This is a genomic window from Niallia sp. FSL W8-0635, from assembly GCF_038007965.1.
GTDB lineage: Bacteria > Bacillota > Bacilli > Bacillales > Cytobacillaceae > Niallia.
This window is the reverse complement of sequence record NZ_JBBOYD010000001.1, coordinates 2,386,362-2,405,060: the sequence shown is the minus strand read 5'-3', so window position 1 is coordinate 2,405,060 and position 18,699 is coordinate 2,386,362. Positions and strand designations below refer to the sequence as shown.

Genomic DNA, 18,699 nt, shown 5'->3' with positions numbered 1-18,699 from the left:
ATTTAAGTGAATAGCCTGTGCAAAATGGATCCTATTTAACTTAATAAAATGCAAAAGATGTTCTCCGATAGTTTAAGTGTATTCTATCACAATAGAAGCTTTCACTTTTTACAGGAATATTGTATCTATTTTTATATAAGTCGAGATTGATGCAATTTGATCACTGATTACAATTCGTGGTCGAGTGTTTATGTTAATGCCCCACTTTTGTTGGAAAGTTATTCACTAGTAATTGATCCAGTCAAAATTTCGTATTCCAGTCTAACTTAAAAAATATTCGATAAACCTTCTTATAATAAAGAAAGCGTCTAATCCTTTATATATCAAGGTTTTAGACGCTTATCATTAAAATATATCGAATGATTAATTGGCATAAATTTTTGTTTTCTAGACTGCTTTTTCAATGATAGAAATATTAACCTTATGTTTTGTTAATGAAGTATATATTTTCAATTGATGACATCAGAGACTCGAAAGATTTATGGATCACTATTTCCTTTTAATTTGCATTGTACCATTCTTCTCTTTTAAGATTAGCAATATCTCCACCTTTTCTATCCTCCTTTTACTACAGCTTCTTCAGAATGCTGATAAAGAAGGTCACTAATTCCTTCTCTTATCTCTTTTCCATACATCGGTACTCCATGCCCTGTATATAAAATTTGTGGGTCTAGTGCTAGGAGCTTCTTTATCGATATGATGCTAGTTTCTACGTCTGGTGTAAAGTATGCTGGCGGTCCATGAATCTCTTTTTCCTGTGTTAAGACTGCAAAAAGTGATTCTTGTTTGACTGTAATCAGTGCATCTCCTGCAAGAAGTAACCGATCTTTTTCTCTAAATAAGGAAATATGTCCATTCGTGTGCCCAGGCGTGTATATCCACTCCCAGCCTTCTAAAAATGCTAAGGAATGCTCGCTTGATATAGGCTTAATTCTGGAATGAAAATCAATCCCATCTCGTGGATAAAACGGCGAAAGAAAGGACATCATCCCTTTTTCTTTAAATGGTGTAGGTGGCGGATATTTCTTCTTGCTTTCTAAATAGGGAATTTCTTTCTCATGGATATATACAGGAACATTCCACTCATGCACAAGTGTCTGTAGTGCACCGATATGATCGAAATGAGCATGTGTCAAAATGATTGCTAGTGGTTTTTTTTCGTTAAAAAGTTTCTTCGTATTTTTCAAAATAAACGGCGCTGAATAGGGCACCCCTGTATCTACCAGTACCCAATCTTTTTTTGTAGATCCTAATCCTGCTATATAAGCTATGTTAACAATTGCTGTTCGATAGCCGAAAACATTTTCTGCAATTTTCATTCTTATGCCCCCACTTTTTATTTTTAGTTTGACCAAATCAAGAAAAGAAACACATTTTATCTAGTTAAGTTATCCCTTTCCTTGTAGTGTAAATATTGCGTTTAAGAGAAAATAATTGATAATTCAAATGAAACAGTGTACGATACAATTAATTAAATAGTTATGATTACACAATAAGTGTGGTCGCCTTCGGGGTCGGGTGAAATTCCCAACCGGCGGTGATGAGTGTGCGTAAAACTCTAAGCCCGTGACCCGTTTTATAAGATTTATTATTGGCTAATGGCAGACCTATTTACATAGGGCCAATTTATAAAACGGTGGATTTGGTGAGAAACCAAAGCCGACAGTAAAGTCTGGATGGGAGAAGGCAATTAACAATAAACAAGATGGTATGATGTATAGAATGGAAAAGATTATTCGCATTTCTTTTTCCTGTTTTTCTAACGATTTGTATTGTTGTATTTGGTGATGCTGTAATAATGTGGACTCAAGTATTAGTTACGGTTCTAAATATATTGAAGCTTAAGAATCATCCATTCTTTTTCAAAAAAGAATGGAATTGATGCCTATTGACAGTATTATTGCAAACAACAATCAATGAAAAAACAGCTGTTCGATTGTACGATACGTTTATTTAAGTATGTATTAGACCCCGTATAAATTTTTATACGGGGTTTTTATTTTGTAATTTTCCTACACATTTAAAAATGTCTGGACCCCCTTGACCTATTTAAGAGCTTTAAAATACACGCTGCAGAAAGGAGGAATTTCCTTTGTTTACTGGACTAGTTGAAGAATTAGGTATAGTTAAGCATAATAAAAAAACGGGTCACTCGATTTCCATAACCATACAAGCAGAACAAATTATGGAGGATATGAAAATTGGTGACAGTATTGCCATTAATGGTGTCTGTTTAACGGTCACATCCTTTGAGCCCAATCTCTTTACAGTCGATGTCATGCCAAACACGTTTCATGATACAACCCTTAGACTTTTAAATAGTGGAACAGGTGTTAATTTAGAACGTGCAATGGCTGCCAACGGGAGGTTTGGTGGGCACTTTGTTTCTGGTCATGTTGATTGTACAGGTATGATTCTTTCAACAAAAAAGGTAGAAAATAGCACCTTAGTAGAAATTCAGATTCCAGAGGATCAAGTACACCTAACAATGGATAAAGGCTCTATCACCATTGACGGAACCAGTTTGACCATTTTTAAAACGACTTCTAACTCTATTTATGTATCGCTTATTCCACATACTTCTAAAGTCAGCATGATTGGGAATAAGCGAAAAGGTGAGCTTGTTAACATCGAATTTGATCTTTTGGCCAAATATTTTTATTCCTTTATGAATAGAGACAAAGCTCCAATCATTGAAAGAGAATCAAAACTAACTGCTTCATTTTTAAGAGAAAATGGTTTTTAATAATAAATTTATTTTACGAAAGGAAGAAAACGATGTTTGATTCCATTGAAAATGCTTTAACTGATTTAAAAAAAGGCAAAGTAGTAATTGTTTGTGATGATGAAGATCGGGAAAATGAAGGAGATTTCATTGGATTGGCGGATCATGTCACTCCAGAAATGATCAATTTCATGGCAAAAGAGGGGCGTGGTTTAATCTGTGTTCCCATTCAACAAGCATTAGCAGATAAATTACACCTCCCTCCTATGGTTACAAATAGTAGTGATCCGAGAAGCACTGCATTTACAATCAGTATTGATCATAAAGAGACAACAACAGGAATTAGTGCATTTGAACGCGCCTATACAATAAGCAAACTAGTTGAGTCAGATAGCATTGCTAATGACTTTACAAGACCAGGTCACATCTTTCCTCTTATTGCAAAGGATGGCGGCGTGCTAAATCGCGATGGACATACCGAAGCTGCAGTTGATTTAGCACTGCTTGCTGGAGCGAAACCAGTTGGAATTATTTGTGAAATTCTAAAAGAAGACGGAACAATGGCAAGAGTGAACGACTTGAAGGTAATTGCTGATAAATTTGCTTTAAAAATGATTACGATTCAAGATTTAATACAATATCGACAAAATTTATTACAAAAGGTGGAATAAATAATGAAACAAGTATTTGAAGGAAATTTAATAGGAACTGGCTTAAAAATTGGGATTGTTGTGTCCCGCTTTAATGAATTTATTACGACTAGACTTTTATCTGGAGCGGAAGATGCGTTAAATCGTCATGGCGTAAATGAGAATGATATTTCTGTAATGTGGGTTCCTGGTGTATATGAAATTCCTTTAGCTGCCAAAAAACTAGCTGCGTCTGGTAAATATGATGCAATTATCACCCTTGGTACGGTTATTCGCGGGGCTACCCCTCATTTTGACTATGTAAGTAACGAAGTGGCAAAAGGTGTAGCAAATGTTTCGTTAAGTACGGAAATTCCTGTTATCTTTGGTGTTCTTACTACAGAAAATATTGAGCAAGCAATCGAACGAGCAGGCACAAAAGCTGGAAATAAAGGCTGGGAAGCTGCGGTTAATGCGATTGAAATGGGTAATTTATATAACGAGTTAACACAAGCTTAAAAAAAGAAAAAACCTATAAGCGAGATTCAATCACTCGTTTATAGGTTCTATTTGAATATTAAATTGGTAAATAAGAAAGTAGCATTCCACCAATTGCGCCAGTAATAACAATAATCCATGGTGGTAGCTTCCAATAAACTAACATCGAAAATAAAATGGCTGCAAAAGCAAAGTCGCTTGCATCTATAATACTGCTAGTCCAAATAGGATGATAAAAAGCAGAGATTAAAATACCAACAACCGCAGCATTTACGCCCATTAGAGCCCCTTGAATATTCGGATTCGTTCTTAAGGAATTCCAGAATGGGAGTGTTCCAAGAATTAATAAAAAGGCTGGAAGAAATATGGCGAATGTCGCAAGTAATCCCCCTCCCCATCCATTCAAGACGGTTCCAATATATGCAGCAAATGTAAATAAAGGACCAGGAACTGCCTGTGTTGCACCGTATCCTGCAAGAAATGCCTCTTCGCTTAACCATCCACCAGGGACAAATTCACGCTCTAAAAGAGGCAAAACTACATGTCCTCCTCCAAATACAAGAGAGCCAGAACGATAAAAACTATCAAACATGGCAATCCATGGGTATGCAAATACCTCCCGAATAACTGGTAAAAGGAAAAGAAGGGCAAAAAATAGCAGTAATGATACACTTGCTACTCTTTTTGAAATTGGAAAAGTGACTTCTGCATGATTTTGCTGCATTGCTTGCTGCTTATATAGAAAATAGCCGATTAAAGCTGATAATATAATTACCCCTACTTGGGAAAAGACACTTTGCCATAAGAGTGTAAGTACTAATGCAAAGAGTGCTATCGTCTTTCTTTTTAAGTCTGGTGTTAAATTCTTTGCCATACCCAGTATTGCATGTGCAACAATGGCAACCGCAACAATTTTAAGACCATGTATCCAACCTGCGTTCCCTATATCTAAGCCCTCTATAACACTAGCAAAGATCATTAGAGCAATCACAGAAGGAAGCGTAAATCCTAAAAAAGAAATAATCCCGCCGAGGAGCCCTCCTCGTAAAATTCCTATCCCTATCCCAACCTGACTGCTTGCTGGACCAGGTAGAAATTGACAAAGAGCGACTAAATCAGCATAGCTTTTTTCGTCTAACCATTTCCTTCGTCGTACATATTCATCATGAAAATAACCTAAATGTGCAACTGGTCCTCCAAATGAAGTGAACCCTAACTTTGTGGAAATGAGTAAAATTTCTAAAAAAGTTTTACTTTTCTTCCATTGCTTTGCTTTTTCCAATGAGATACCTCCAATAAAATTTGTAATCTTTATCATATAGGACGATATCTTTTTAACCAAGTTAATTAACGAAAAATTTACAAAAAATTAATAAAACATCAAATGATGAATTAAAAGTTTTCTTTTCATCATTTGATGTTTTAGTTAACATAATGATATTATCGTAAATTCTCTATTGCTTTGCTGACGGCAACCGTCAATTCTTCGGCTATTTCCTCTAATTTAGGCTGCATGATACTATTTGTTACATTAGGAAAAGTGCCTGTAGAATTGATTTCTAAATAGCCCGTCATTATTGTATAATTTGCATCCTTTACTTCTACCATAAAATAGCCATTTCCTTCAAAATGCTCATTAAGGCCTACTAAATCAAATGTTACCTTCGATGGCTCTTTCCATTCTAATATTGTAACTTCCATTTCTACTTTTTTCTTAAAAAGCCCCATATCAATTTTAAATTCCCATGTTGAAACTTTTTCATTTATGATTTGATGGTTGATATAGCCAGGCACTAGAGGAGCCCAATTATTCATGGAGCGAACAAAATCCCAAACCTTTTTTGCATTTGCATGGACGATAATTGAATGCTTTTTACTTGGCATCGAAAAACACTTCCCTTATCTTTCATTGACAGACTAATCCCTTCTCTTTTATAAGCTCATGGGATATAGCTTTGCTAAAAAGCAAAGGGATTACTTTTTTCATTCATCTCGTTATATATATTCTGTCAAATGATTGAATATGAGTAAGAAAACTATCTTGTTTACATAATATTATTATGGTATTTCTATAAGTAATCTGAAATTTCTAAATCCATTGCTTTTTCCTTTTGAGAATCGGAAACATGTGTGTATTTTTGTGTTGTATTTAAATTAGTATGACCTAGCAATTCTTGTACGGTTCGGATATCACGCCCATCTCTCACTAAATGTGTCGCAAAACTATGTCTTAACTTATGGCTGGATATCCCCTTTTCCTTCCATTTTAAATCTGGGTATTCTTTTCCCATTTGATCAATGATCCGCTCTGTAATTTCTTGAATCCTTCTCCTGGAAATTCGTTTTCCTTTTCGGGAAATAAAGAGAGCATCTTCCTGCCCTTTCATTGGGAAAATCCTGTTTTCTTCTATATATAATTGTAGTTCTTCCATGAGCTTTTTTGGTAATGGAATATAACGAGTTTTATTTCCTTTTCCTAGTACGTGAATTCCTCTATTTTGATTAATCGAAGACAAATTAAGAGAATGTATTTCCATTACCCGTAAGCCTGCGAACGCCATTAGACCGAGGATTACTTTATTTCGTCTTTGATGTTGCTTTTGCGATACCCTTCCAATCATGTCAAAAAAAGACTTTAATTCTTCTTTTTCCAAATAGCTTGGCAGTTTTCCCTTTTGTTCTTTCGCGCTTTCTAAATCAATCGCTGGATTTTTTGGAACAAGCTCATAATCTACTAAACATTTATAAAAGGAACGAATGGCTGTTAACCGTCTATTTCTCGAACTACTAGCATTTGCGCGTTTTGTTTTTAGTTCATTCATAAAGAGAGTAATCTGCAATTTCTTCACCGTACTTAAATCCGTATAAGCTTCTTTCTTTCGCGTTATGAATTCTAAAAAGAAATAGATATCCCGCAAATAATTTTCGATTGTAAATTTACTGTAATCTTTATTATCCATTTCTGTCCGAAAAAGGGTTAACTCTTCTTCGTACCACGAAAATAATGTATCCTTTGTGATCATATGTATAGCCACCTAATCTATAAAGTAGTAATTTTAGTATACTATATTTCTTCAAAAACCGCACATAAGAGATATTATGTGCGGTAATGTTGTTAAAACTCCTACAAAAGAATGAATTATTGATTTGTATGTAATGGCCTATATCATTTTATCATTTAAATTGGGATAATTAGGAATAATGATGAGGAGTGATTGTATGAAGCTTCTTTTTCTCCTGCTTAGCCTATTAAATTTTTTCGATGGTATTTTTACTTTTCTAGGAATCAAATTAAACCACATATCTGAAGCTAATCCACTGATGAATTATCTATGGGAAATTTCCCCTTTTTTATTCCTTCTACTAAAAGTAGCTCTGTCTTTTTTCCTCGTATACTTAGCTATCTCTTTTTCTAGTAAAAATATACGTTTATGGGTTTTTCTACTGTCTATTCCATTAATGTTATATTCCTCCATCCTCCTTTTACATATTGTTTGGATTACAAAAACATTTAGTTAATCATAATGTTATTATGTAAACTAAATAAACTCTTTATTTTCAATCGATTAAATATTAAAATAATTATATATAAAAAGTAAGGAGCTAGATTATGAGTGTACATAAAGCAATTACCAAACATGTAGAAGAAGTAAATTCTCGAGTTAATTATTATAAGCAATTAGATCAGCAACGCGAATCCTTGATTGAAGAAGCTATTTTTCTTTTTAAAGCTGGGGAGAATTTTTCTGTTGATAAAATAAATGAAGTAACGGAACAAATGAATGAGCTAGCTCGACTTGGAGTTGTTCCAACAAGAAAACAAGTTTCTAAAGAAATGGTTGTTGAATTTGTTAATCGTTCCAAATAAAAGAAACAAGCATTGGTATATGAACCATTTACCAATGCTTGTTTTATTATTCTAATTATTAATTTTCCTTTCCAGGATAAAATCTGAAAATTGCCTTTCCAATAACAGCCTCTTCTGAAATGCATCCAATTTGTCTGCTATCCATGCTATTTTGTCGGTTATCCCCTAGTACAAAAATATGGCCCTTTGGAACTTTAATCTTGATATTTTCTGTTAATTTTTGATTAGGAAGCAATTCGCTTTTATTTTGCTGTAAATAGGGTTCCTCATATTTTTGACCGTTAATATAAAGAACATCATCTTGGATTTCAATTGTATCATTTGGTAAGCCAATAACTCTTTTTATATAATCTTCCTTCTCAATCGGTGAATGAAAGACAATAGTATCAAAATGCTTGATTTGTCCAATTTTAGAGACGATTACTCGGTCATGATTTTCATATGTAGGCTGCATGGACTGACCAACTACTTTAACAGGAGTAAAGATAAAGTTCCTGCATATAAAGACAAAAACGAATGCGCATCCAAGAGCGATTACCCATGATTTTACTTCTTTCTTAAACTCAGCATTATTTATATTAGCTCCTCCTTCCTCCTTGTTTATTTGTGGGGATAGAAAATTAATAGAATATTTTTGTTTTCCTTTGACTATTTAAAATATTTTTGCATTCGTATTTCCTATATCTACTGGAACATTTACAAGCTAATAATTACTATCATTATACCATATTATCTGATTGTCCTATTCTTGATGCTTTCTCTTTTTTCGATAAATAATCCAAATAATTAGAACTATCACAATTGGGATGATTATTGGTGATAAACCAATAACAAATACGACTACTCCCGATAAAAAGGAAATCAAACCATTAATTGTACTAACAAATTGACTTTTTGCTTTTTGCCATGTATTTAGAGATTCTTTGTCTTTAATAGCGTCAACCTTCACTAACTCCTCTTGTAATTGGATTGTTACAGTTGAATAGTCTACATTATTTTGTAAAAATTTCATCCTACCTAAAATTTGTTCTTTTTCTTCTTGTACGATTGCTAGGTCATTTGAAATTTTTAGAAGGTCTTCGGTTTTGTTGGCTTGATCCATCAAGGTTAACAGCCGTTTTTCCACTGCTTCTTTTGCCTTTAACCGAGATTCCAAATCAACAAATTCTTCTGTAACATCATTACCTGATACACTTTTCTCTTTAACCTTTATACTGTTTTTTTCCACTTCCTTTATATAGGATTGGAAATTATCTTGTGGAATTTTCACAATAATCGTGCCATTTATATATTCAGTCCCGCTATCGTAAATAGATGATTCTACTACATAACCGCCCAGCTCTGTTGCTTTACTTTGTATCGTTGCTTCGACTTGATGATAGTCTTTAACCTGTAGGGACAGATTGGCATTGTATATCACCATCCGGTCATTCTCGGCTTTTTTTGTTATGTCACTTTCCTTATTCTCTTTACTAATTTTTGCTGATAGTTCCTCTTTTACGCTACTAGAGTCTAAATTAGCCATCTCAAATTCAGAACTGCTTTCGGTGTCAGCGTTTTTTTGTTCAGAACTACTACAGGCAGTTAACAAAAATATAAGTAATAGAAACAAATAAGAGATTACACGATAATTCTTCATCTATATTTCCTCCTAAGTTCAGTTACCCATTAGACGGATAAGAAATAAAATAGTTTCAGATTTATTACGTTTTGATTACAAGATTTTCTGAAAGGTTTTCTATATAATACATGGTTTCCTTAGGGAAAGGGCCATTTAAATGAAATTTTTACAAATATAGGGATAATCATTTACACCAATTTACTATTCTGTGTATATGATAATACAAGTTTAGTTTCAGTGATAATTCCATTTGCTGAACATACAATGGTATAAAATGAGTTGGGAAATTACGCTTATATGGAGGGATTTTTGTGGAGTTAGACAGGCATATGGAAATAACCTTTCAAAATCTACAAGAAAAGAATATGACGTTTGATATTGTATTTCAACGGATTCTTTCCTTTATGTCTCGAAATCCGGCTGGTAATTATCAATTAATGATTGGCACCGATTCACAAGTCCATGCAAAGCATACGACTTTTATTACAGGCATTGTAATTATGAATAAAGGTAAGGGAGCGTGGGCTTGCATAAGAAAAGTTATCTTACCGAGGAAGGTTTTAAGACTTCATGAGAAAATTTCCTACGAGACGACACTGACGGAAGAGGTTGTTAGTCTTTTTACAGAAGATAAGAAAAATCAGTTAATAGATGTCGTTCTACCATTTGTTTATCAAGGAGCCACTTTCTCCATTGAAGGACATATTGATATTGGGGCCGGACGACGAAATAAAACGCGTGATTTTGTAAACGAAATGGTATCAAGAATTGAGTCAATTGGCATTGAACCAAAAATAAAGCCGGATTCTTTTGTTGCCTCTTCTTATGCTAATAAATATACGAAGTAAATTCCTCTTTGCCCGCATCAAAAAACCTGTCCTAAATCAGAACAGGTTACAAAAATTATTCTTCTTTTGTTGAAGCAATTTCTTCGGATATCTTTTTGTTTTTATTAATAAAATGAATAATAAAGGTGATAATAAACGCAGCAATCAGAATCGCGAAAAATACATAGTGATCTAATTCAAAGCCGAAAATACTTGCAAACATTTTGGCCGCGATAATTCCGATTAATACAAATGCTGTATTCTCTAATTCCGGTACTTTTTCAATAAGAACAAGGAATAATTTTGCGACAGTTCTCATCATCAAGATACCAAGCATACCACCTATTAAGAGAATCCAGATTTCATTTGATACTGCAAGGGAAGCTAGAATACTGTCTACAGAGAATGCTAAATCCATTAACTCGACGGAAATAATAGTTGCCCAGAAAACTCCAAATAGTCTTATTGTCCAACTATCCTTTTTCATTGCTGATGCATCCTCGTCCCCATCACCAATCCAGAAATGCTTAATCACAATCCAAGCTAAGTATGCAGCTCCTATTACTTTAATCCATGTAAAGTGAATTAAATATACGCCTATTCCAATAAAGAAGAACCGGAAAAAATAAGCTCCAAATAATCCATACGTTAATGCTTTTTTCTGTTTGTCTGGTGGCAAATGTTTAACCATTACCGCTAAAACAAGTGCATTATCTGCTGATAATAAGCCTTCTAAAATGACTAACGATCCAATTAATCCCCATGAAACCGGATCTGTTAATACTTCTCCCCACATCTCCCAATCAAAAAATGAAGCATAGGTTGATAATATCTGGTGTAAAACGTCCACTTAAAAAGCCTCCATTATTAATTAAATGTAATCATATGGAAGCTATTATACTCCTATCAATTTCAGATAGCAACTATTAATAGAAATGTGAAAATATGATATCTTTATTCTTCATAAATCATTTTTACCGTCATACCACCATCTACCATTAGATTTGTGCCAGTGATAAAGTTGTTTTGCGGGTTTGTTAAAAACAGACAGGCTCTTGCTATATCCTCTGGTTTGCCGACTCTTTTTGATAAATGCTGTTCATGATCGATTTCTCGTAGATTTTCATAATCTTTCGTTTCAATCCACCCTGGTGAAATGCTATTTACGGTTATGCGAGCGTCTGCAAGACTATTTGCTAATGCATGGGTAATCGCCATAATACCACCCTTACTTGCGCTATAGCTTTCCGTATTTGGTTCAGACATATACGCTCTGCTAGATGACATATTGATAATAGAGCCACCGTTCTTTTGTTCACGCATGATTTTGGCTACTTCTCTTGAACAAAGAAACACACTTCTAAGATTCGTATTTAGTACGTCATCCCATTCATCAATAGATAAATCAAAAAAGGATTTGAAAATCCCTTTGCCGACATTATTAATAAGAATATCTATTTTTCCAAATTTAGCTTTTGTCGTTTGAACCATTTCGATGATTTCCGCTTCGTTTCGTACATCTGTTTTGATAAACAAGGCTTTCTCTTTAAGAACCAACTGTTCAAGTACTTGATATCCTTGAGATTCATCTATATCTGCGAGGACAACATTGGCCCCTTCTTGTAAATAGGCTGTTGCAATCGCTCTTCCGATTCCGTTGCTAGCACCTGTAACAATCACAACTTTATCTTTAAACAATATAATCTACCTCCCTATAAACAAATGAAAAGTATGTATTTAAGTAAAACAATTATAAAAAAAGCAAGCTAATTTCTCAGCCTGCCTTGTTTGGATTATTGTTCAGTAATTTCTACTTTTTCCATTACATCGCCGTTTTTCATCGCTTTAACTGTAGACATACCAGATGTAACTTGTCCGAATACAGTGTGAACACCATTTAAATGTGGTTGTGGCTCATGAACGATGAAGAATTGGCTTCCGCCTGTGTCACGACCTGCGTGTGCCATAGAAAGAGAACCTTCTACGTGTTTATGAGGATTTCCAACAGTTTCACATTTAATAGTGTAACCAGGACCACCTGTACCATTTCCGTTTGGATCTCCACCTTGGCTTACGAAACCAGGAATGACGCGGTGGAAAGTTAGACCGTTATAGAACTCTTTATTAATAAGTTCTACAAAGTTTGCTACTGTTCCAGGAGCTTCATTTGGATATAATTCAAATTCGATTTTTTCGCCATTTTGCATTAATATGTATCCTTTTGTTGCCATGTTTACCATCTCCTTAATTCAAAATCAGCTTTTATCATATCATCTTTTGCTTAAGAAAGAAAATAAAACGTTTATTTGCTGAGTCATTCTTTTACTTTTTCAGGTTCCTCGTAATTTATTCCTTTTGTATCAACTGTGACTTTCTTCATTTTTATCTCTTTTAGAGGCTTGTCCTGCTCATCTCTTTCAGTTGCTACAATCTTATCAACTACATCCATACCTTCTATTACCTTACCAAATGGTGCATATTGGCCATCCAAATGGGGAGCATCTGCTACCATGATAAAAAATTGGGAGCCGGCAGAGTCTGGCATTTGAGATCTTGCCATACTAATCACGCCTCTTTCATGCTCTAAATCGTTCTCAAATCCATTGTCTGAAAATTCGCCTTTAATAGAGTAACCAGGACCGCCTGTTCCATTCCCATTCGGATCTCCCCCTTGAATCATAAAATCAGGAATCACTCGATGAAAAATTAAGCCATCATAAAATCCCTTATTGATTAATGAAATGAAGTTATTTACTGTATTAGGTGCTTTATCCGGATATAACTCCACTTCCATTTTCGAATCATCTTCCATTGTAATGGTTACAATTGGATAATCATCGGAAGATATCGCTTTCCTTTCTGTTTTATCCTCTTCCTTTGATGGGGCTGTATCCGCTGTTCCACAGCCTGTAATTAATAATAGGATGGATATGCAAAATAAGGCCATCATCCATTTAGTCCGTTTTTTTCTCAAAATGACAACTCCTCCTATACACAGTTTCCACCTCATTTTAGCGAAATCTTTGCTTCTATTCAATGAATAACCTATTTGTTGAAAGCGAAAAGACGTACCACCAAGCAAATTGGTACGTCTTTTCTTTACGTTATATATTTTAAAAGATAAGCAGCTAGATAGGGGGAATGAATTCGGACTGCTAATGATGGTGGCCTACTGCCGTTAACCATTTCTACTGGAAAACCAAACCAAACGACCTTCTCGTCGATAATAATCATAGGAAACGGAATATCAGGAGAACGAATAACATTTGATTTAGCAAAAATTTGCTTCCATTCTTGACTAAGGTTCCCTTTCGATTGTGGAATCGACACGAATACCGCTTTTTGTGAACGATTCATATCTTTCTTTAATAAATCGGTTCTCTGACCATGTGTCCAAAAAAGTTTGGGATTCTTTTGTTGCATCCATTCACCAATTTGTTGATTAGTAACAACCTTATTGACCCTTTCTTGGTGACTGACTAGCTGATGAATCGTTTTGCGATGATCAATCATTGTTTGGATAAAGCTTCTATTAGCAATATGAATAAATTTCCCTTTGGCTCTACTAATCGCAACATTAATTAAGCGTTCGCTCTCTTTACCTGTTAAAAGCATGCCAGGTCGTGAAAAGGGGGAAGCTTCTACACTGTCAAAGACGATTACATCTCTTTCACTTCCTTGAAAACGATGGACGGTTGCTATAATTAAGCGCTTATCAGCCACTGCTTCAGGAAAAAATTCGTGAGCCAGTGCTTCCATTATATCAGCCTGTGCCCGATATGGAGTGACATAGCCAATACTTCTTGTCCCTTTGTCGCTTAATGCTTCATGGACAACTTGTAAGGCAAGGAGAAGATGGATATAATTCATGCGAGATTTAGATGCTTTTTCAAAAGTGGCGTATGCTCCAAAATAACTGGAGTCTAATAATACGCTCGCGTTACCCTTAAAGGGGGATTGATCTGCAATCGATTTTCTGCTTTTTTCGACATTCTTGTAATCTCCTACTAATGAATGATAGATATATTTATTCGTAAATTCGGATATCGATGGATGCATACGTCTTTGCTCATTTAATAACAAAAGCTGGGGATGCATGGAGGAAGTATGCACCGTATCAGCAACACCTGTTGCATGGAAAACATCTTCTTTTAACCATCTATCCACTAATGCATGACGGCTCGTCGCAATTGGAGGTAATTGTTTAAAGTCACCGCATATGATGATTCGTTTTGCGAGCGATGCTGCAAATGCCACCTGTGGAATATATGCCATACTTGCTTCATCCAAAATAACTAAATCATATTCATCCTCATAAATAGCTGGATCTGTTGCAGCCTTAGCCAAGGTAGTGCCAACAATTCTTGCTTTTTGGACAAATTGTACTTCTCTTTTACGGATTTTTTCCATAACGCTTGCTAATTTTTCTTCCATTTCTAACAGCTGGGAAGAATCTCTCATTGTGAATGCACTAGCAAGATCTTGTCGAAGCTTCTGCTTTTCTTCTAAAAACAGTTGTTTTTGTTTTGCAAGATCCATATCCTTTTTATCTAGTAGAGAGCTTGTTGTGATTTTCTCTTGTTCCAAACTGCCGTTACTGCTATTGCCACCATATCGAAGAATATCGCCAAGTTGAAAACGGTCCTTTTCTTTTATGGTTGTGGTGATTTCTGTAAGTAATACATCGACTGCCTGATTGCTTTGCGCTAAAACAAGTATTCGCTTGCCTTTCCAATATCGTTGTAATGCGACTCTTGCTAGTGTATATGTTTTCCCTGTTCCTGGTGGTCCCCATACAAAGGAGACGGGATTATATTTACATCTTAATGAAAGCTCATGAACATGGTTTTTCAACTGATCAGTAGGATGCTTCGTTGTTTCACTTGGACGCATTAACTTTACTATTCTACTTAGCTTCCGTTTATTTTTTTTTATCGTATCAAAGCGAATTTGCAGTTGTTCTAACAGTTCCCATGGATCATGGGACAAATAAGCTTCTGCAACATCCTCGCCAATCATCTTCTCTAAGATGACTAGAAGACTTTTTCCATCTGCCGATAATACGCGTCCTTTAACCGCCTGAGCTCCCCAATGGATGATTACATTCGAGCCAATTGGAACCTTAAGATTACCAATACTTTCGAAGTAATAGGTATAATCATTTTCAGTATTTAATCGGATCCCATTAGATAAAGCCACTTTAGATTGGCCATATTTTTTTAAATAATTTATTTCCATCTGAAGTGCTTGTTGCCATTCTTTGATGGACGTGATAATGTTTGCCATTTCTCTTTATTCCTTTTCTAAAAATCGATTTTTCTATTATAACATACAAAAAAAGAAGGATAGAAACAGGAAAAACTATTTCTATCCTTCTTTACTATTTAATCCATATCCTTCTGTCTTTCTATATATTCATCTATTTTAGCATCTAATCGTTCGAGGCTTTTTAAAGCACGTTCCTTCGTTATCGTGCGATAGTGATGATGTCCACCAGGTTCTTCATCCTTTTCATCTGCTAATTTTACGATTTTTTGTAAGGGTGAGAGTATTACGGAACCTCCTGGAATAAAGCTATCGGTATGAAAAAGAACCGCTAACGCAATTTCCTTTGCTTTTACAGGATTCTCTCCTAAACGAATTAATAATTTATGTGCTCTTTCTGCTCCCTTTATTGGATGAATATCGTTTTGTCTATATAATTTATAATCCCATTTCCCATCTTTATACCAGGTGTAATGACCCATGTCATGTAAAAATCCGGCTTTAGCTGCATTATCGACATCGACATTTGATTCTTTTGCCATTTCAAAAGCATGATAAGCAACTGCCAGAGCATGAGCTAAACCTGAACGTGTAATATATTTTTGTGCAATATGGTGGTTATAAATATCGATAAGTTTAACATCTCTCATCTCCGACACTTCCTTTCTTTAAATGAACACTTTTCTTTTTGAAATTCTGTTGTAGTTTACCAGATGATAGTCTGAAGAAAAGGTATCTTTTCTTATGTGAAACAAAACCTTATATTCCTTATTTATAAAAAAACACCCATATAGGGTTGAGCTATATTATTTAATTGTTTTATCGTTCCTTATCAAACCAGTTAAAAAAGTATTTTTCCTATTATATTATATTTTTTATAAAATGATAATAAAAAACACCTAAAACTACAAAGAATCTTGAAAATGATGTAAAATAGGTTTTGTTTAATGGAATGTTTTTTAGTTTTAATTTTTATAATATTTTGAATGCGTAAAATTTTTAGTTTGAAGACAGAGTGTTCTATTGCTTTTTCTCCTTGATTTTCTATCTTTGTTGCATAGCTATTAATCCGTTTACATTTTGTATACATAACGACGTAACACAGCTACTAATATACCTAACATTCCCCTAAAGCTGATTATATGAAACCTTTTCCTTTTTCTATAAAACAAAAAGTGCAGTTCTAACAGGTAGATTCAACGAAGAGTCTGGGACAAAACTAAATAGTTAATCTGTAAAAACGAACAATTTCTAATTTAATTCATAGATTAAGACTGATTTCATATACTGGTTGTTTATCTTTTTAATATAGTAAAAGGTAAAAACTAATTTGTTCCATTGGCTACAAACACACGATACGCCGAGGAGGAAGCTGAGCCTCCTTGCTGTGCTGCTGTGCTTCAGCCTTTTCTTTATTTCCCGCAGGAGTCGAGTGCTTTCCGCTCCAATCCACTTCGTTTTTAAAGGCAATTACCTAAAAACTTATTATTTTTTCAAGAAAATATAAGTTAGTAAGAAAAATAGAGCAGCCTGAATACACGTAGACTCCTATGGGAGCTGCGAGAAAGTCCGAGACCCTGCAGGAGCATAGCGACGAAGCGGCTCGGCGCTCGCCCCATGGAAAGCGAAGTGTATTTAGGCTGCGGATATTAACACGAACTGAACCTTTTATAAGACTAATAAAAAACTCGAACAACCATGTAGATTTCTCTTATGGTTGTTCGAGTTTAGCTAAAGCTGGAATACTTATGTCCCAGTCTTTTATCTTTAAGCATTAACAGTTGGTAAAATCGAAGCACCCATTAAGTATTCATCTACTTTTCTAGCAGCTTCTCTTCCCTCATTAATTGCCCATACTATTAAACTTTGTCCTCTGCGTGCATCGCCTGCTGCGAAAACACCTTCTAGATTTGTTTCAAAATCACCATAGGCAGCAGCGACTTTACGGTTCATTGTTTCGAGACCAAAATGCTTTAATACAGGTTGTTCTGGTCCTTCAAACCCGATTGCGATAAAAACTAACTGTGCTGGCCATACTTTTTCTGTTCCTGGGATTTCTTTAAAAATAAATGTTCCATCTTCTTGCTTTATTTTTTCCATTGAAACGGTGTGTAATTCTTTTAATCTACCATTTTCGTCTTTAACCATTTTCTTTGTTTGAATTCCATACTGTCTTGGATCTTCCCCAAACTTCTGTTCCGCTTCTTCGTAAGCATATTCTAAAGTAAAAACATTTGGGGATGCTGGCCACATATTATCACTTGTGCGCATTAATCCAAGCTTAGGGTGTTTGCCAAATTGGACGACGCTTTTACATTTTTGGCGAAGTGCTGTTGCAACACAATCGGCACCTGTATCTCCGCCACCAATAACAATGACATCCTTGCCTTCAGCATCAATAAAGTTTCTATCTTTCAAATTAGAATCTAGTAAACTTTTTGTAACGCCAGTTAAATAGTCCATGGCAAAGTGTACACCTTCCGCATCTCTGCCTTCCATGACTAAATCTCTTTGCTTTTGAGCACCTGTACAAAGAATGACGGCATCATACTTTTCTCTTAATTCTTCTGCTGTAATATCTTTTCCTACCTCTGTACTAGTAATAAAATCAATACCTTCTTGGGTAAGAAGCTTAATTCTGCGCTCAACGTCTTTTTTCTCGATTTTCATATTTGGAATACCGTACATTAATAATCCGCCTGGTCTATCTGCTCTTTCATAAACCGTTACAGAATGCCCAGCTTGATTTAATTGATCCGCACTAGCAAGTCCTGCAGGACCAGATCCAATAATTGCTACTTTTTTTCCTGTTCTCTTTTGAGGAATTCGCGGTTGTATCCATCCATTTGCAAAACCTTTATCAATGATGGTGCGCTCGATATTTTTTATCGCAACGGCAGGATCAGAGATTGCGACCGTACAAGAACCTTCACATGGTGCTGGGCATGCACTACCGGTGAATTCTGGAAAGTTATTCGTTTTTAATAATCTGTCTAACGCCTCTTTCCATCTGCCTTTATAAACAAGGTCATTCCATTCAGGAATTAAGTTATGGATAGGACAGCCAGATGTACTTCCGGCGATTTCCATTCCAATATGGCAAAATGGTGTTGCACAGTCCATACAGCGTGCCCCTTGTCTTTGAAGGACATCATCAGCGAAAGGAGCAGAATATTTTTTAAAATCTTTTAGGCGGGAAAGCGGATTTCTTTCTTCCGCTTCCTCCCGATTAAATTCGATGAATCCAGTTGCTTTTCCCATTCTGT

The 18,699-nt window shown here is 35.1% G+C and carries 18 protein-coding genes, 1 pseudogene and 1 riboswitch; of the genes and pseudogenes, 6 read left to right on the top strand and 13 right to left on the bottom strand.

Going from position 1 to position 18,699, the window contains the following annotated elements; genetic code table 11:
- Positions 1–554: 554 nt before the first annotated feature.
- Entirely contained in the window at positions 555–1,319 is a 765-nt protein-coding gene (locus NYE52_RS11495; protein ID WP_341193182.1) for an MBL fold metallo-hydrolase, read from the bottom strand.
- A 181-nt stretch (positions 1,320–1,500) separates the two neighbouring features.
- A riboswitch (FMN riboswitch) is annotated at positions 1,501–1,692 on the top strand.
- Positions 1,693–2,092: 400 nt separating this feature from the next.
- On the opposite strand from NYE52_RS11495, the gene ribE reads away from it, so the two are divergent.
- The 3 genes and pseudogenes from ribE to ribH all read left to right on the top strand — a co-directional run bounded on the left by ribE (position 2,093) and on the right by ribH (position 3,873).
- Positions 2,093–2,746: a riboflavin synthase gene (ribE, locus tag NYE52_RS11490; protein ID WP_341193181.1), complete on the top strand. Its 654-nt coding sequence runs from the start codon at positions 2,093–2,095 to the stop codon at positions 2,744–2,746.
- Between the two features lie 32 nt (positions 2,747–2,778).
- A pseudogene (gene ribB / locus NYE52_RS11485) lies at positions 2,779–3,369 on the top strand (3,4-dihydroxy-2-butanone-4-phosphate synthase); the annotation flags it as partial.
- A gap of 30 nt (positions 3,370–3,399) precedes the next feature.
- Positions 3,400–3,873, top strand: coding sequence for a 6,7-dimethyl-8-ribityllumazine synthase (ribH, locus tag NYE52_RS11480; protein WP_341193180.1), 474 nt, complete (start codon positions 3,400–3,402; stop codon positions 3,871–3,873).
- A 58-nt stretch (positions 3,874–3,931) separates the two neighbouring features.
- Here ribH and chrA read toward each other — a convergent pair whose 3' ends face one another.
- From chrA to NYE52_RS11465, 3 genes are all read right to left on the bottom strand, one after another.
- A complete protein-coding gene (gene chrA / locus NYE52_RS11475; protein WP_341193179.1) occupies positions 3,932–5,134 on the bottom strand; it encodes a chromate efflux transporter in 1,203 nt (400 codons plus the stop codon).
- A 158-nt stretch (positions 5,135–5,292) separates the two neighbouring features.
- Positions 5,293–5,736 (bottom strand): CoxG family protein, encoded by a 444-nt coding sequence (locus NYE52_RS11470; protein ID WP_341193178.1) that lies wholly within the window; start codon positions 5,734–5,736, stop codon positions 5,293–5,295.
- A 185-nt stretch (positions 5,737–5,921) separates the two neighbouring features.
- Positions 5,922–6,875, bottom strand: coding sequence for a tyrosine-type recombinase/integrase (locus NYE52_RS11465; RefSeq protein ID WP_341193177.1), 954 nt, complete (start codon positions 6,873–6,875; stop codon positions 5,922–5,924).
- Positions 6,876–7,053: 178 nt separating this feature from the next.
- On the opposite strand from NYE52_RS11465, the gene NYE52_RS24740 reads away from it, so the two are divergent.
- Both NYE52_RS24740 and NYE52_RS11460 read left to right on the top strand, forming a co-directional pair.
- A complete protein-coding gene (locus NYE52_RS24740) occupies positions 7,054–7,371 on the top strand; it encodes a DUF5658 family protein (RefSeq protein ID WP_445669108.1) in 318 nt (105 codons plus the stop codon).
- Positions 7,372–7,462: 91 nt separating this feature from the next.
- The gene (locus NYE52_RS11460) at positions 7,463–7,720 is read left to right on the top strand and encodes a DUF2533 family protein (RefSeq protein ID WP_341193176.1); all 258 of its coding nucleotides are present in this window, start codon (positions 7,463–7,465) and stop codon (positions 7,718–7,720) included.
- Between the two features lie 58 nt (positions 7,721–7,778).
- On the opposite strand, the gene lepB is transcribed toward NYE52_RS11460, so the two are convergent.
- The gene (lepB, locus tag NYE52_RS11455) at positions 7,779–8,255 is read right to left on the bottom strand and encodes a signal peptidase I (RefSeq protein ID WP_341195170.1); all 477 of its coding nucleotides are present in this window, start codon (positions 8,253–8,255) and stop codon (positions 7,779–7,781) included.
- Positions 8,256–8,462: 207 nt separating this feature from the next.
- Positions 8,463–9,359 carry a DUF4349 domain-containing protein gene (locus tag NYE52_RS11450; protein WP_341193175.1) on the bottom strand — a complete coding sequence of 299 codons (897 nt, stop codon included), beginning with the start codon at positions 9,357–9,359 and terminating at the stop codon, positions 8,463–8,465.
- A 311-nt stretch (positions 9,360–9,670) separates the two neighbouring features.
- On the opposite strand from NYE52_RS11450, the gene NYE52_RS11445 reads away from it, so the two are divergent.
- Entirely contained in the window at positions 9,671–10,189 is a 519-nt protein-coding gene (locus NYE52_RS11445) for a ribonuclease H-like YkuK family protein (RefSeq protein ID WP_341195169.1), read from the top strand.
- 55 nt (positions 10,190–10,244) lie between these two features.
- On the opposite strand, the gene NYE52_RS11440 is transcribed toward NYE52_RS11445, so the two are convergent.
- The 7 genes from NYE52_RS11440 to gltD form a co-directional block, all read right to left on the bottom strand.
- A complete protein-coding gene (locus tag NYE52_RS11440; RefSeq protein WP_341193174.1) occupies positions 10,245–11,018 on the bottom strand; it encodes a TerC family protein in 774 nt (257 codons plus the stop codon).
- Positions 11,019–11,122: 104 nt separating this feature from the next.
- Positions 11,123–11,869, bottom strand: a complete 747-nt coding sequence (locus NYE52_RS11435; RefSeq protein ID WP_341195168.1) for an SDR family NAD(P)-dependent oxidoreductase — start codon at positions 11,867–11,869, stop codon at positions 11,123–11,125.
- A gap of 92 nt (positions 11,870–11,961) precedes the next feature.
- On the bottom strand, positions 11,962–12,399 hold the full coding sequence (locus NYE52_RS11430; protein ID WP_341193173.1) for a peptidylprolyl isomerase: 438 nt from the start codon (positions 12,397–12,399) through the stop codon (positions 11,962–11,964).
- 83 nt (positions 12,400–12,482) lie between these two features.
- The gene (locus tag NYE52_RS11425) at positions 12,483–13,145 is read right to left on the bottom strand and encodes a peptidylprolyl isomerase (protein ID WP_445669149.1); all 663 of its coding nucleotides are present in this window, start codon (positions 13,143–13,145) and stop codon (positions 12,483–12,485) included.
- A gap of 122 nt (positions 13,146–13,267) precedes the next feature.
- The gene (locus NYE52_RS11420; RefSeq protein ID WP_341193172.1) at positions 13,268–15,454 is read right to left on the bottom strand and encodes a DEAD/DEAH box helicase; all 2,187 of its coding nucleotides are present in this window, start codon (positions 15,452–15,454) and stop codon (positions 13,268–13,270) included.
- A gap of 98 nt (positions 15,455–15,552) precedes the next feature.
- On the bottom strand, positions 15,553–16,083 hold the full coding sequence (locus NYE52_RS11415) for an HD domain-containing protein (protein ID WP_341193171.1): 531 nt from the start codon (positions 16,081–16,083) through the stop codon (positions 15,553–15,555).
- A 1,117-nt stretch (positions 16,084–17,200) separates the two neighbouring features.
- A complete protein-coding gene (gene gltD / locus NYE52_RS11410) occupies positions 17,201–18,694 on the bottom strand; it encodes a glutamate synthase small subunit (protein WP_341193170.1) in 1,494 nt (497 codons plus the stop codon).
- Positions 18,695–18,699: the final 5 nt, after the last annotated feature.